16 protein-coding genes are annotated in these 14,707 nt (G+C 59.1%); 7 read left to right on the top strand and 9 right to left on the bottom strand.

Annotation, left to right across the window (positions count from 1 at the left end; genetic code table 11):
* Window positions 1-20 precede the first annotated feature (20 nt).
* Together VWZ87_RS00170 and VWZ87_RS00165 are read left to right on the top strand one after the other, a co-directional pair.
* Window positions 21-1,046, top strand: a complete 1,026-nt coding sequence (locus VWZ87_RS00170; RefSeq protein WP_416535424.1) for a pyridoxal-phosphate dependent enzyme — start codon at window positions 21-23, stop codon at window positions 1,044-1,046.
* On the top strand, window positions 1,039-2,166 hold the full coding sequence (locus VWZ87_RS00165) for an amidohydrolase (RefSeq protein WP_416535423.1): 1,128 nt from the start codon (window positions 1,039-1,041) through the stop codon (window positions 2,164-2,166). The genes VWZ87_RS00170 and VWZ87_RS00165 overlap by 8 nt, the downstream gene beginning before the upstream one ends.
* Here VWZ87_RS00165 and VWZ87_RS00160 read toward each other — a convergent pair.
* From VWZ87_RS00160 to VWZ87_RS00140, 5 genes are read right to left on the bottom strand one after another with little or no spacing between them, the layout of a single operon-like run.
* Complete coding sequence (locus tag VWZ87_RS00160) at window positions 2,158-3,321, bottom strand: sensor histidine kinase (RefSeq protein ID WP_416535422.1); 1,164 nt, start codon at window positions 3,319-3,321, stop codon at window positions 2,158-2,160. The genes VWZ87_RS00165 and VWZ87_RS00160 overlap by 9 nt on opposite strands.
* A 4-nt stretch (window positions 3,322-3,325) precedes the next feature.
* Window positions 3,326-4,339: an ATP-binding protein gene (locus tag VWZ87_RS00155; RefSeq protein ID WP_340547609.1), complete on the bottom strand. Its 1,014-nt coding sequence runs from the start codon at window positions 4,337-4,339 to the stop codon at window positions 3,326-3,328.
* Window positions 4,336-4,740 carry an ATP-binding protein gene (locus VWZ87_RS00150; protein WP_416539416.1) on the bottom strand — a complete coding sequence of 135 codons (405 nt, stop codon included), beginning with the start codon at window positions 4,738-4,740 and terminating at the stop codon, window positions 4,336-4,338. Before VWZ87_RS00150 ends, VWZ87_RS00155 begins: the two co-directional genes overlap by 4 nt.
* Window positions 4,740-5,102, bottom strand: coding sequence for an STAS domain-containing protein (locus VWZ87_RS00145; protein ID WP_416535420.1), 363 nt, complete (start codon window positions 5,100-5,102; stop codon window positions 4,740-4,742). The genes VWZ87_RS00150 and VWZ87_RS00145 overlap by 1 nt, the downstream gene beginning before the upstream one ends.
* Before the next feature lies 1 nt (window position 5,103).
* Entirely contained in the window at window positions 5,104-5,979 is an 876-nt protein-coding gene (locus tag VWZ87_RS00140) for an STAS domain-containing protein (protein WP_340547606.1), read from the bottom strand.
* 215 nt (window positions 5,980-6,194) lie between these two features.
* Between VWZ87_RS00140 and VWZ87_RS00135 the strand changes: the two genes are divergently transcribed.
* The 4 genes from VWZ87_RS00135 (at window position 6,195) to VWZ87_RS00120 (ending at window position 10,249) form a co-directional block, all read left to right on the top strand.
* Window positions 6,195-6,692, top strand: coding sequence for an MgtC/SapB family protein (locus VWZ87_RS00135; protein ID WP_340547605.1), 498 nt, complete (start codon window positions 6,195-6,197; stop codon window positions 6,690-6,692).
* 115 nt (window positions 6,693-6,807) lie between these two features.
* Window positions 6,808-8,178 carry a hypothetical protein gene (locus VWZ87_RS00130; RefSeq protein WP_416535419.1) on the top strand — a complete coding sequence of 457 codons (1,371 nt, stop codon included), beginning with the start codon at window positions 6,808-6,810 and terminating at the stop codon, window positions 8,176-8,178.
* A gap of 46 nt (window positions 8,179-8,224) precedes the next feature.
* On the top strand, window positions 8,225-8,992 hold the full coding sequence (locus tag VWZ87_RS00125; RefSeq protein ID WP_416535418.1) for an ATP-dependent Clp protease proteolytic subunit: 768 nt from the start codon (window positions 8,225-8,227) through the stop codon (window positions 8,990-8,992).
* Window positions 8,993-9,100: 108 nt separating this feature from the next.
* Window positions 9,101-10,249, top strand: coding sequence for a lytic murein transglycosylase (locus VWZ87_RS00120; RefSeq protein ID WP_416535417.1), 1,149 nt, complete (start codon window positions 9,101-9,103; stop codon window positions 10,247-10,249).
* An 87-nt stretch (window positions 10,250-10,336) separates the two neighbouring features.
* Here the strand turns inward: VWZ87_RS00120 and VWZ87_RS00115 are convergent, their stop codons facing one another.
* Entirely contained in the window at window positions 10,337-11,416 is a 1,080-nt protein-coding gene (locus VWZ87_RS00115) for a calcium-binding protein (protein WP_416535416.1), read from the bottom strand.
* Between the two features lie 193 nt (window positions 11,417-11,609).
* Between VWZ87_RS00115 and VWZ87_RS00110 the strand changes: the two genes are divergently transcribed.
* Window positions 11,610-12,794, top strand: coding sequence for a DUF418 domain-containing protein (locus VWZ87_RS00110; RefSeq protein ID WP_416535415.1), 1,185 nt, complete (start codon window positions 11,610-11,612; stop codon window positions 12,792-12,794).
* Window positions 12,795-12,829: 35 nt separating this feature from the next.
* On the opposite strand, the gene VWZ87_RS00105 is transcribed toward VWZ87_RS00110, so the two are convergent.
* The 3 genes from VWZ87_RS00105 to VWZ87_RS00095 form a co-directional block, all read right to left on the bottom strand.
* Window positions 12,830-13,483: an aspartate-semialdehyde dehydrogenase gene (locus VWZ87_RS00105; protein WP_340547599.1), complete on the bottom strand. Its 654-nt coding sequence runs from the start codon at window positions 13,481-13,483 to the stop codon at window positions 12,830-12,832.
* Between the two features lie 14 nt (window positions 13,484-13,497).
* Window positions 13,498-13,845: a DUF3140 domain-containing protein gene (locus VWZ87_RS00100; protein ID WP_416535414.1), complete on the bottom strand. Its 348-nt coding sequence runs from the start codon at window positions 13,843-13,845 to the stop codon at window positions 13,498-13,500.
* Between the two features lie 75 nt (window positions 13,846-13,920).
* Complete coding sequence (locus VWZ87_RS00095) at window positions 13,921-14,682, bottom strand: metallophosphoesterase (RefSeq protein WP_340547597.1); 762 nt, start codon at window positions 14,680-14,682, stop codon at window positions 13,921-13,923.
* Window positions 14,683-14,707 lie beyond the last annotated feature (25 nt).

The raw sequence follows: 14,707 nt of genomic DNA, 5'->3' as shown, positions 1-14,707 counted from the left end.
ACCTTTCCTAGACTGGCCCCATGAACAAGATCAATGTCACGCTCGACCCCGCCCAGCCCCAGCAGATGCTGACCGCCTGCCCGGCCTATCGCCCCTCGCCGCTTGTCCAGCACGAGGTCGACGGTCAGCAGGTGTGGATCAAGGATGAAACCAACAGAATGGGTCTTGGGGCCTTCAAGGCGATGGGCGGTGTCTATGCGGTAGCGCAGCTGCTGATACGCGAAACCGGTCTGACAGCGGCGGATCTGGCCAGTGATCGCGGGCGGGCCGCTGCTTCAGGGGTCACCTTCGTCTGCGCCAGTGCCGGGAACCATGGCATGGCCGTCGCCGCCGGGGCACGTCTTTTTGGCGCTAAATGCCGGATCCACCTGGCCAAGACTGTACCTGAGGATTTCGTGCAGCGGCTCCGAGCAAAAGGGTCTGAGGTGATACGCTCCGGCGCCACCTACGAAGAGAGCATTGCAGCGGCTATCAAGGATGCCGCAGAAAGCGGCGCAGTTCATCTCGCAGATGGTTCCTGGCCCGGCTACACCGAGCCACCCCGACTGGTAATGGAGGGCTATACGGTCATTGCACAGGAAATGCGCGACAGTTTTGCACGCTCTGGTCAATGGCCGACCCATGTCTATTTGCAGGCCGGCGTCGGCGGTCTGGCCGGTGCTATAGCTTATATGATCCGTGCAAACTGGGAAGTTCAGCCTGAAATCATCGTTGTTGAGCCGGATGCCGCGCCCTGTCTTCAGCATAGCGCGGGGGCGGGCGAGATTGTGACGGTTGAGGGTCCGGTCTCCAATATGGGGCGGCTCGACTGCAAGACACCCTCAATGCTTGCCTATGAGATTCTGTCAAAGACCGCTGATCGCTATTCCACTATTTCCGATAGGGCCGCTCTCAGCGGCGTTGATGCCGCCGCAGACCTCGGAATCCCCAGCACCCCGTCGGGAGCAGCAGGCCTAACCGCCCTTTTGCATGACATCAAGGTCGGCACATACCCTGAGATGCGCCCATTGGTGATCCTATCAGAAGGCAGGGTCGAAGATGCCTGATCTGGATCTTGTCGCCTTTCGTCGCGATCTCCATATGCACCCGGAGACCGGGTTTGACCTGAACCGCACCTCCGATGCGATTGCGAAGGTCCTGGAAACGGCAGGATTGCAGGTCACTCGCGGGATCGGCGGGACGGGGGTTGTCGCCACGCTCCGACGCGGCGGGGACACCACGGGGGTTGCACTGCGTGCTGATATGGATGCGCTCCCGATTGAGGAAGCCACGAACCTCTCCTATCGCTCGCGAACGCCCGGGCGATTTCATGGCTGCGGTCATGACGGGCATAGCACGATGCTCCTGGGCGCTGCCCTTCGCCTTGCAGCTGACCCAACATTCGACCGCACCGTCCATTTTCTGTTTCAACCAGATGAGGAGAACGGCACAGGCGCGGCCGCGATGATTGCCGATGGTCTATTCGACCGCTTTGACATCAGCCGGATCTACGGACTGCACAATATGCCGGGGCTGCCAATCGGCCAGTTCGCAACCCAGGCCGGTCCGTTCTGTGCCTTTGAAGATAACTTTGAAATTAGGATTACTGGGCGCGGCGGCCACGCCTCGATGCCTGAAAAAGCGATTGATCCGATTGTGACCGGGGCCGCAATCGTGACCCAGCTGCAGACCATTACTTCGCGCTCCGTTTCTGCCCGGGATCATTGCGTTGTCTCCGTCACGGATTTTGAAACCGATGGTGCGCGTAATATTCTGGCGAGTAACGTCGTAATATCAGGGGATTGTCGTGGTTTTGAGGCAGATGTCTCTGCCAGGATCGAAGAGAGGATGCGGGCCATTGCCAATGGGATCTCCATGGCACATGGGGCCGTCTGCGAAGTGGACTACTCCACGTCGTTTCAGCCTCTGGTCAATGAGCCGGAGGGCACAGCGCGTGCCGTGGCTGCGGCTGGACGGGTCGGCAGCGTTGACCCCGCTTACGGGCGTGTCGGGTTTTCGGAGGATTTCGCCGCGTTCCTGCAACATCGGCCCGGGGCATTTGTCCTGATGGGCAATGGCACAGAGGGTTCGCACGCCATGCCGTTGCACAATCCCGGGTATGATTTCAACGATGATGCCATCGACGGGGGCGTCTCCTATTGGTGCGACTTGGCCCGCTCAGGATAATCCGCTGCTATTGCTCGGCTCAAACGGCAAGGTAAACACAACCCGCATGCCATTGGAGCCATCCACCTCGGTCGTCCCCGCATATTTCCCAACCATGCTGCGGATCATCCGCCAACCGAGCGACCCGGACCGCTCGGGCCTGGCATCACCCTCAGCCAAACCATGCCCATCATCAGCAATCACCAGCCGCAATGCCTCGTTCTGCTCTGTCAGTTCGATCAGGATTTCCCCATGATCCCGCCCGACAAAAGCGTGCTTGTAGGCATTTGTCAGCAACTCGCCCGCCAGAAGGCCCAGGTCAATCGCCATCGAGCTCGGGATTTCGATGTCATCGCCGCGAACTGCGACCGCCACCTTCAGGGCCTCTGAGTTGAACGCCCCTTCGGCATTGGCCGCAACCTCCCGCAGGAAAGGCAATGCCTGCAAGTGATCGACCCGCGCGGAGCGCTGCAACTGCTCATGCACCCGGATGACGGATTGAACACGTGCCTCCAGATCGGACAGCACAGAAATCGTCTCCTCAGACTCGGCCCCACGTCGACTCATTCGGATAAGGGCACCGATCAAGGCCAGATTGTTGCCGGTGCGGTGATGCACTTCCTTCATCAGGAGATCACGCTCCGTCAGTGCCTCAAGCAACATACGGTTCTGCTCCGCCAATTCTGCGGTCGGATCTGCGCCGCGTATCTTGCTGATGGCCTCTGTCGCGGCCTGCGTCGCCTCGCTCATCTCATTGCTTCTCAACGGGCTGAGAAACAGCAGCTCTATCTCCGTACCCTCCGGGTTGCTGCGCACCGAATGATGATCCGCGAGGCGTGACAGACCGCGCAACCCCAGCCCCAGACCCGCCCCGGCTGACGCTGCTGCGGCGCGCCGTCCGCGCATGATATCATCAAGTCCCTCTATCCCCGGCCCCTGATCCGTGATGGTGGCCCGTAGCGCCACCTTGTTGCTTTCGTCCCTCAGGCCGAGCCGAACCCGCCCGCCGCTGGCATGCTGCTGTGCGTTGCGCGCAGCCTCAAGCAGCGCCGTTACCGCCCGCGTTTGGGCAAACGTGCCGAAATGCAGCGCTTTGGTAATCGCCATCGCAATAAACCGCAGCCTCAGAACATCCTGTTCCGTGTCGATTTTCACCGTTATCAATGCCGTAGACACGAGGTTAGCTCTCTTTCGCGATTTTGATGACCGCCAGACCCGCGTCGTCGCGTCCACGGAAGTTCTCAGCCATAAGTTTCCCCGCAATCAGCAAGGCTGAACGCATCAGCAAAGCGGGTTTTTCGTGCAGGTCTCGTAAAGTCAGAAGACCGTCACTGTGCAAGATCACCGTATCACCGGGCAACAGGTCGATCTCGTCCGAAAACGGCGCAACCGGACCGGCACCAAGACGACCGTCACGGGTCGCAAATCGCTTGGTTTCGCCCAGTCGGGCGCGGATTGTCGCGATATTTCCAACGGCGGCGTAGGACATGCGCCGACCGTCCGCAGCCACGGCGACACAGGCCGCAACCGCCCCGCGTGTGGCGGCGATTTCATCTGAAATATCTGTCAGCGTTGTCGCAGGGGTCCGGCCTCGCCTCTGGGCAAACCCATGCACCACGGCATCGGCGGCGTCAGCAGCGCGATGTCCATGGCCTAGACCATCACAGAGGATCAGATCCAGCCGCCCGTCCGACCGCGCATTGTGACGTACACAGGCCAGATCCCAGCCGTCCCCGCAGCGCGTTTCTGCCGGATGTGTCACCAAAAGCCCCGCAACCTCCATCGCGGCAGGTCGATAGGGTGTCTGCCGGAACTCACAGGCGACCACCGTGCCTTCGTCGCGGGTTGAATAGATATCGAAATGGTCCGACAGGCGCTGCATGGCGCCAAGACCAAGCCCCGCCGAATCCTCGCTGCTGATACCGTCCCGCATCATTTTTTCCAGACTGTCGATCCCCGGCCCCTGATCGACAACGATCAGCGCCAGACGCGGGCCCTCGACCCCCGGCATGACCTGCATCAGGCAGCGGCCGCGCTTGGCATAGCGCAAAACATTGGTCGCCGCCTCGCTGGCAACAATTGCGATTTCCTCAATCCGGGCGCGTGAAAACCCGGCCGTCTGCGCCAGCTGACGTGCCGTGCGACGACAGACCGAAACATCGCTTGGATCGGCAAGGGGCAGCCAGTGGGTCATATGCGAGCCATCATTGTCACGCGTGTTCCTCTACCATATTCGGTCACGACGTCGAACACATCAGTCAAACGCTGCGCACCGCCAAGACCGCGCCCCATACTGCCTGCGGTGCTGAACCCGTCCCTGAGCGCCGCGTCCAGATCAGCGATACCAGGTCCATTGTCGATACACACCACGCTGATTGCGGTGGGGTCACTGTGCATATAGATACGCGCTTCGCCGCCGCCACCGTGCATGATAACATTTCTTGCAATCTCGCTGACCGCTGTGACAAATCGGGTTTTCTGACCCGCGCGTGCACCGCGTCGTTCCATCTCTCGGCCAGCCATTCGGCGCACATGAATAACGTCACGGTCCCTAATCAGCGCACATACGCCAACCAGAACACCATCCGTGGGCATCATCCCCGGCTCTGCGCCCGCAGATCACGCAAGGCATGTGTGAGACTCAGCGCGGTCTTGCTTTCAGAAAGATCCATACCCAGCTCAACCAGCGTCATCGCGACCGCCGGGCGCATACCCACGACATAAGTCTGCGCATCCAGCAGCTTGGAGACACCGGCCAGCTGCGCCAGAATACGGCCAACAAATGTATCGACAATCTCCAATGCGCTGATGTCCATCACAACTGCCCGAGCCGCATCAGCCACCACACGTTCGGAGAGCGCTTCCTGCAGATCCAGAATATCGGTATCCGAAATATCTTCCTGGATTGCCACCAGCAGCACACCTTCGACAAAGTAGATGGCCGATGCCGCAGACATGTCAGTGGTCCTTCTTTTTGACGATCGCGTAGCCGACCCGATCCAACGCATCTGCCAACCCGTTGCGAATGGTCGAGCGGGTGGTCACTTCACCGACATCAACGCCCAGCTGCACCATCGTCTGGGCAATGGTCGGGCTGATGCCGCTGATAATACATTGCGCGCCCATCAGCCGCACAGCCGCTGCCATACGCAGCATATGCTGAGCCACCTGGGTATCGACGGTCTGCACGCCGGTCAGATCAACGATCACCACTTCCGCCTCACGACGTAAAATGGTTTCCAGCAGGTTCTCCATCACCTCCTGCGCGCGCGCTGAATCCATCGTCCCGATCAGAGGCAGCGTCAGCACCTTGTCCCATAGTTCGACCACAGGCGTGGACAGCTCCTGCATCTGGTCGCGCTGCTGTTCGATGATACGATCCCGCTCGGCGATGAACACTTCGGCGCAATAGACCGCAAAGGCATCAATCACCCGGCTGATGAACCAGATTTCTTCGACAAGCTGGCTGGGAAAATCGGCGAGTTTATCTTTCAACCGGTAAAAAATCGGCGCTTTGAGCGCCAGCACAAAGGAGGCCATATCACTGGGCGTCACACCCCGTGAACTGCGCTCCTGGGTGACTTCGACCAGCACGCTGCGCAGCTCTGCCCAGGCGTCGCTGGAGAGATCAAATCGATCACCGGTGGCACCGTTTTCGATCCCCGAGATCAACGCGCGCATCAGGCCACTGGTCTGCTCGCGCCCCTCTTTATGGCTGAATAGATCGGTCCGCTGCACACCTTCATCGCTCTGGGTCGTGATCCAGGCGCTGACAATCTCTTCAAAATCATGCTGCAAGATTGTGAGTACAGTTTCAGTAGCGGTTTCGGTCATCTCTACCTCGTTTGGGCTGGGGACCCGGTATCTGACGACCCGGAAGCTCCGCTGAATTGGTCGATTGATAGCGCTCCCTTCCCCGGTCTGTAAACATAGATATTTTACAATAACTGAGACGGCAGTGGAAATTTTCCTTTTTTTCTGTGAGGATAGAAGACTATGATCATATCCCGACACACCCCACGATCTGTCGCTCCACAAAAAGGCAAAACATGTCCGCGCCGCAAACAGCCGCTATGATCGCCTTCGACAGCTTTCTTCTGCGCTGTTGTCTTGCCGTCGCTCTGGGGCTGCTGATCGGACTGGACCGCGAGATAAAGCACAAACCTCTGGGCGCGCGAGCCTATATGCTGATCTGCCTGGGCTGCTGTGCCTTGACCATACTGACGCTTAACCTCGCCGCAGCCGCTGAAGAGGGGACCGCAGCCATTGATCCGTCACGAACCATTCAGGGTATCGTCGGCGGCATCGGGTTTCTTGGTGCTGGTGCCGTTATGTCTACGACAGAAGCGGGCAGACTTCGCGGTGTAGGGAGCGGTGCCGCAATATGGGTTGTCGGCGTGGTGGGGATTGCGGTTGGTTTTGGCTTCCTTGCCGAAGCCACAGCGGTTGCGGTGCTGTCGTTTCTCATCCTGACGATCGTGGATTGGGCGCAACAGCACCGGCCAGATCTCGACAATGCCAAGGATGACTCGCAGGACGACAACTGACCACCGCCGACTGGGCTGGCGCAAATACTGCACCAAATCACCGATCTGACGCGAGCAGCAATTGCATCTTCTCCCCTGCACCATATCTTGAAGCAAGCAAAAGGGAGCACTGCGAATGACCACTCGGCACCCCGGTCAGCCCTCGGACCGCACAAGCGGCCATACCTCCGGGCTGAGCCGCAGCGAGGCACGCGCCGCGCAAAATGCTCGCGATCTCGAAAATCACCTCAGCTGGCTCGACAGCATCACCGGCACCGCTCTTGGCGTGCTGGCTGTCGCCTCGGGGATCTACACCTATCTTGGGGTTTCTTCGTTGCTGGATGATACCGGCGCGTTCTCGGTGATTGCGGCGCTCGCCTATTCGGTTGCGGTCTCGGTCGGGATTTTCGTGTTCTGGTCCTATATGATGCGGCTGGTTCCAACCGTACGCACGGCGGCCGCCCGCATTGGCCTTGTGCTGTCAATGGCGCTCGGTTCGCTCGCGATAATCGCCATGTCGTCCTGGCTCAACGCCGCAGCGCTCGCCGGTGCAGCCGCAGTTGAACAGCATCTGGCAGTGACTGTTCAGGACTACCAGACAGCCCTGGAACGTGCGGATGAAATCACCCAGAGCGGCCAGAGCCTTGCCCGTGACGTCGCGCGGGTGCGCCAGACCTTCGTCGACCTTTCCGAGCAGGAAGCAACCGGTCAATTGTCCGGTTTTGCCGGTCAGGGCGCGGTCTTCCGGTTGCTCCGTCAGAAATCAGATGAGCTTGCAGCGCTAGAAACCCAGATCACCAGCCAGCAACCGCTGGTCGAATCCGCCTTTGATGAAGGCAACGCGATCCTGTCTCGTATGCGCGCACTGACGGTGGAACAAGGGCCGGTCGCGCAACGGTCGGTGCAGTTTTCCGAGGAAGCGGTTCGTCTGGCAAATGTGATCACCCAGTTGCGACAGCTATCGGTTGCCCCTCTGGTGCAGCGCGCGGCGCGGGATCTCTCCGATAGCGTCGTCACCCCCGAGCTGGACGGATCGGATGCCGCCACGCGGCAGGGCCAGCAAGCCACCATCGACAGCGTCCGACGTGTGCTGGCGCAGCGCGCCGACGGGCTGGGCGCGGCTGCTGCCGCCGTATTGGGCATGACGCCCCCGCGCGATACCACATATACTCCGGTCTCCGCAGCTGATGCGGTTATCCTATATGCGGGGAACTTTGTGCCTTCCTGGGCCGGCGCCATCGCGATTGATCTGCTTCCGGCCGTCCTGGTTCTGATTATCGCCATCACACAAGCTGCTATCCGCGCCGGACGCGAAGGCGCAGCAACCGAAGACACCATGACGCTGGCCGAGTTGCGGGCCGCCGTTGCAGCCATCCGCGATATCGACACCTCTCTCGACCGGGCTGCATCAATCACCCCTGCCCACCCCACTCCGACCCCAGATGTGACCTCTGGCAGCTCAGCATCGGATATAGCCAATCTGGACGATAAACGCCGTGCCGACTGACCGGGCAGACCATCGGCAGGACTTGGCAGCGACAAGGCGCAGACGGTTGCCGAAAACCTGGCGTGTGCTGCGCTGGGTGCTGGCGGCGCAATTTGGGTTCGCTGCCGTATTGCTGGGCACAGATCTCGCAAAGATCGTCCCGCAGCTGGCGTGGCCATCATCGGCACCCGCCCTGACAGCACCGATTGGTCCGGGCGATCAAACCCGGCGGTATACGCCCGATCAACTGCCGGATCGCGCCCCAGCGCCGGGCAGCAGACCGCTACCCGACACCCGGGACATGCCGGACCGATTGGACATCGCAACCCCAGAATGGGAGGGTGAGCCGGTATTGACACTTACAGGGCGGATCGCCGAAGGCGACGCCGCACGGGTCGTTGCCTATCTCGACGCTCTGGAACGCCTCCCGACAGAGACGTACCTCAACAGCCCCGGCGGGTCAGTTTACGATGCGCTTGAAATCGGTCGCGCATTGCGTGCGCGCGAGATCGCCACCGTGATGACCGCCAGCGACATATGCCTCTCGGCCTGCCCCTATATTCTGGCCGCAGGTGTCACGCGACATGCTGATCCGGATGCGATGATCGGTGTACATCAGCATTATTTTGGGCAGAATACGGTGCTCCCGGCGTTTGTCGCGGTGGAGCAGATCCAGCGCGGCCAAGGCGAGGTCATGGAGTACCTTCAGGACATGGGGGTGGATCCATTGGTCATGCGCCATGCCCTGGTGACGCCATGGGATGAAATCTATCTGCTGACCCCCGCCGAGCGCGCGACCTACCGGCTCGCGAGCGAGCCTGAAAGCCAAGGGTAGGCATGCCTTTTTCCAGCGGATGGGCTGGCAAATTATCGCCGTCGAAACCTTGCAGGGCGTCGATGATCCGCTAGTGTTGTCCCAAATGAATAACCAGCAGGCAGGCAGATGAGCATTTCACGACGCGGTTTCGGAATTGGACTGATGGCGCTTGGCCTCGGGGCTTGCAGCGGTGGCACGACCAGTAGCGTGACGTCAGGCAGGGCCAGCGGTCTGCCTGACGATCTTCGCCCGGTACCAAACGCAGTCTACGACGCCTGGGTCGCAGAGTTCCGCCAACGCGCTGCGGCTTCAGGGATCAGCAACAGCACGCTCAGCACCGCCTTTCGCAGCGCAGGCTATCTGCCAGGTGTCATCAAACGCGACCGCAACCAGACCGAGTTCAAGCGCAGCCTCGAAGACTATCTCTCGATTGCCGCCTCGGACGAACGGGTGAGCAAAGGACGCGCGGCCTATGCACGCCACCGCAATACGCTCAACGCGCTGGAGCAGACCTATGGCGTCGATGCCGAAATCATTGCCGCAATCTGGGGTCTGGAGAGCTTCTTCGGAGAGCGCCGGGGCGACGTGCCGGTCATCTCAGCAACATCAACCCTGGCATTCGACGGTCGGCGCGGAGCGTTTTTTGAGAAACAGCTGATCGCTGCCCTGAGAATCTTGCAGAATGGTGACATCTCGGCAGCCCGCATGACCGGCAGCTGGGCTGGTGCCATGGGGCATACACAGTTCATTCCCACATCCTATCAGGCCTTTGCCGTCGATTTCACAGGCGACGGCCGCCGCGACATCTGGTCGGATGACCCCAGCGATGCTCTGGCCTCAACAGCGGCCTATCTGGCCCGCAACGGCTGGACACGGGGTCAGCGTTGGGGCCGGGAGGTGGTCGGTTCTGCGCCAACCAGTGGCACTATCATCCAGCCGCAGGCAGGCGGTCCAAGATTTGCCGTCACCAGCAACTTCCGCGCGATCAAGCGTTATAACAACTCTGACGCCTACGCGATTGGCGTCGGCCACCTCGCTGATCGTATCGGCGGTGCGGGGCCGTTGCGCAGCAGCTTTCCGCCCGATGCCAATGGTCTGACCAAGGATGATCGCATCCAGCTGCAGAAGCGCCTCACGGCAAAGGGCTTTGACACAGGCGGTGCAGATGGTGTCATCGGACCGAACAGCGAAGAAGCCATTCGTGCCTACCAACGCAGCCGCGGCCTGCCAGCGGACGGCACCCCATCCCAGGCACTGCTGCGCGATTTGGGTTAGGATATCGCCAGCTCGCAGGCATGTGCGCAGCCAGTCGGGATGTGCTTCGGCGGCAGAACGTAGATGCACCGCCGAAGCCGCATATTGTCAGAATATAAAATCACCGGCATCGAGGTCGCCGATATCGACCCCGAGAAGGGTGATCGTGTTCCCAAGACCATCCGCAATCACGGCGTTATTGCCGTCCTGCGTCAGATGGTTGTCACGAAGATCCGAGAGATCCAAAATTTCGACGACAGCTCGCAGATCAATTTTTTCTGCATCACTTCCCGCAGCAAAATCACGGACCGTATCATCGCCAAAATTACCACGGAAAATGAAGTAATCCGCTTGCGCGCCACCGATCAAAAGATCGTTTCCATTGCCGCCGAACAACCGATCGATACCTGCTCCACCCAATATGGTATCATGGCCAGAACCGCCTACCAGCCGATCGTTACCCGATCCACCATCCAGCCTGTCGGCACCGCCTTCACCGTATATCGTATCATGGCCTTGCGCACCGTTCAGAACATCCGCCTGACGTCCGCCCTTAAGCAGGTCCGACCCCCAACCACCGCGCAGCAGATCTGCTCCGCTACCACCGAATAGAACATCCTGGCCGGACCCTCCGTTGATCGTATCATCACCGGACCCGCCACGGATAGTGTCGTCACCGATATCTCCCTGCCCCGCGATGAAGACATCATCGCCAGCCGACAGAGCGACCTCATCGCTGCCGATAGTACCGGTGAGGATATCATCGGCTTCAGTTCCAACGGGCGTTTCACCGCCCGCGATATTCATAGCATCTACAACAAGAGTCCCGCTATTGATGCCTGCAAACTCGGCGCGCAACAGGTCAAACCCCTCGGTAATATCCGAGGGTTCAATCATCGCCACAGCGTCAAGAATGGCCTGTTTTTCTGCGGCCGTAAGCTGGTCAGAGATAAATGGCGTGTTTAGCAGCTCCGCGATCTGATTGATCAGATCCTGCCAGTTGATCGACAAAATCGCCTGCTCGGCCGCGTCGATGATAATCAGAAATTCTCCAACAGTCAGCTGCGTCACATTGCTTGCGTTGAATGCTGCAAGCAAATCGGCATTACCACTATAGGCGAGCGTACCACCAACGTACTCGAGCCACTCTTCCAGTTCCAGAATATCATTCAATACTGCGTTCGGCATCTTTACTCATCACTCCAGTATCGCAAAAAAACGCGACCCCAACCGGTCAATATATCGCAAACTCAGCATAAGTTCGCGATGGTTCACATGATAAGATGCCTCGAAAATTTTAGTCAAGGATCGATATACGCGCGTTTCACCCGTATCGCGCTTCGTATCCTTTCGGGCATGGCATCTATCCGGCCTTCCGCCTGTGGTGACCGATCCCGGGCGAAGCAATTCTGATACCTCATCTGAGCTAATCAGTGAAGAATTGCCTGCCGGGGTTGAAAGCTTGGCTCGCACGGCCCAGTTAGTGAACGTACGTTCATTCAATTACGGACTTGGAATGCAACCTTCATCCACCGCCCGTCTGCAAGGCCTAGATCTTGCGCGCTATTTTGCCTTTGTCGGAATGGTCATCGTGAATTTCAAGATTGCCATGGGGGCTGAGGGGGGCAGCGGCTTCGTTGCGCTGCTCAGTACGGCGCTTGAAGGGCGCGCGGCGGCCTGCTTTGTCGTTCTTGCCGGTGTCGGGCTTGGTCTGGCGGCAAGGAGAGCAACCGCCAGCATCACTGCGACGACGTTAAAGCGTGCTGCATTTCTGCTTAGCTTGGGGATGGTGAACATGCTGATCTTTGAGGCAGATATCCTGCACTATTATGCGGTATATTTCTTTTTCGGAGCGGTCTTACTCGGTGCGTCCACAGTGCGCCTCGTCTGGCTCATCGTGATGCTGATCCTGATGTTTCCGGCAATGATCCTCGTCCTGGACTACGACACCGGCTGGGACTGGCAGCTCTACTCCTATTCCGATCTCTGGACGATCCGTGGTTTCCTGCGCCATTTGTTTTTCAACGGCTGGCACCCCGTCGTGCCGTGGCTGGCGTTTCTCCTGGCTGGCGTTCTTCTGTCCAGAACGCCGCTGCAAAACCGGCGGTTCCAGATCTATCTGGTCTTCTTCGGAGCCATCACCTACGCCGCAGCTGAAAAGACGAGCGCCATCGCCGTCCAAAGCCTGCGCCAAGTCGACCCTGACCTGGCCGATTTGGCAACGACACTGCCAATTCCTCCTATGCCGCTCTATATGGTTGCTGGTCTTTCCACCGCATGTGTGGTGATCGGTGGCTGTCTCCTGCTTGCACCAATTCTGACCCGCATTGGCGTGATGCAGGCACTTGCGCCAGCTGGGCGCCAGACACTGACGCTCTATCTGGCTCATATTCTGATCGGTATGGGCATCCTGGAAGAGATGGGGCTATTGGGCGGCCAACCCCCCGAAACGGCCGTGTCAGCAGCCCTTGTTTTTTGCGCTGCCGCGACGGTTTACGCTTATCTCTGGTCACGCTACGCCAAACATGGCCCGGTCGAGATGGCTATGCGCAGATTGACCGGGTAGCCGATGATACCAACAACGCCTGCCAGAAGCAGCGCCTACGATTTGGCAAGCGCATCGACCAGATCGGCTTTGGACATGTCGGAGCGCCCCGAGATCCCCTGATCCTGCGCCCGTTCATAAAGCTCCGCCTTCGTATGGGCGTTCAAGGCAGCCTTGCTGCCCTTGGCGCGCCCGTTCTCATCCGTTGCCTTGCGGATCGCCATCATCAAGGCATCCTTGTCCATATCCGAGCGACCTGCGATATCAAGATCCTGTGCCCGCTCATAGAGCATGTCATAGGTTGGGCCACTTTCCTTGATACGCGCTACCTTCTCCTGCACATCCTCTGGTTGGTCGGAGAATTGTTCCTGGCCATCGCGGGTATCGCTCTGCTTCTTTCGGGTCGAGCGCCGGTATTCTTTTTCGGTCAGGATCATCCTCACCTCTTTTGGCAGATACCGCTCTCCGGTCTCGCTGCTATCGGCCCCGGATTTGGTCCCCCAGTCCTCCTCGCTCCATTGATTGAGGTCAGTATCTTCCTGATCGGGACCATCTTCGGCATAGGTACCACCACGGCGCTTGTATTCCTGGACGGCCAGCTGTGCCTTGCGGGCCGACCATTCCCCCGGTTCGCCGCCCTTGCCGCTTTTGGTGAGGTCTTCTTTCACTTCTTCCCAGAGTTCAGGGTCGTTTTTCTTCGCTGTGGTCATTGGCCTCTCCTAGGTCAGGAACACCCATCGGATTTCAACGGATCATGCCCCCAGTTCATCAGCGAGTATCGCCACCGGCTGTTTTCAATGTCGTCCTCGGGTCCGCCCTGGGCGCAATGTCGTCTGACATAGCCAACAACCTTAGCCATGTGTTCATAGTCTTCCTGACTCAGGTCATCCTTGTTCGTGCGTTTGATCTTGACGATCCGACGTCCAGACGCATGTCCCGTCGACTCGCCGTTGTCACTGTCGCCAACCGATTTGCTCTCTTCGGTCTCCAGCCAGCGCTCCAATTCAGCAGGCGCCATATTGACGGCTGTTTTCCACTGGTCCCAGATTTCGGCTTTGCTTTTGGATGACATGACCCATTCTCCCAGATCCGCTCGATGAGAAACGCGCAAGAGCTGGTTTCGTTCCGATGGCCGGTACAGCCCGCCTCAGGTGGAGATAAACCTGACTGTGCCGAGATCGATTTCAGCAGCTGTCAGCCGCCCGGTTGCGAAGGCACCAGTATCCAAGGCGATCCGACCGTCGGCAACAGTAGGCTCAGTGACGATCCAATGGCCATGAACAACCCAAATATCATCCTTGCGGCGTCCCTTGCGGGCATCTGGGCAACCCCATAGCAGCTGTTGCCGGAATTGTTCTGACACCGGAGCGCCCGGATCCGCACCGGCATGGGCCATGAATATATTACCGGATTGGCAACAGGTGGGCAGACCCTCTACCCAAGCGATCATCTCTGGACCCATCGCTGCGCGCAGCGCAGCCGCTCCCTGCTCCAAACTGGCGGCCGATGAATGCTCCGATATGCCGGTGACACCAAAACTCGCAAGCGTTTGCAGCCCGCCATTGCGCAGCCAGATTGCGGCATGTGCAACCGGGTCGATCAGAAAATCCAGCAGCATGGCTTCATGGTTTCCCATCAGGGCAGTTGTATCCGGCCGGTTCATGAGACGGCGCAGAACTGCGGCGCTCTGTTCGCCGCGGTCGATGTAATCGCCCAGGCAGACCAGAGGCAGCGCCGGATCAAGCTGCTCCAGAAGGCGGGCCAGCAGATCGTCGCATCCGTGAACATCGCCGATAACATAAAAACGCAATTCTGGATTGAGAGCTGCAAAATCTTGTGGTTTTCGCCGAATTCCGGTAATTAACCTTTTGAACATAATCGCTGCTCCCTGGGGGCCTGATGCTGTCATAACCGGCAAATCTGCTGGTCTAGTG

It is taken from the genome of Phaeobacter sp. JH20_37, from assembly GCF_048056015.1.
In the GTDB taxonomy this organism is placed as follows: Bacteria; Pseudomonadota; Alphaproteobacteria; order Rhodobacterales; family Rhodobacteraceae; genus Phaeobacter; species Phaeobacter bryozoorum.
Note: the sequence above shows the minus strand (reverse complement) of the source record. Positions and strands in the feature narration are given on the sequence as shown.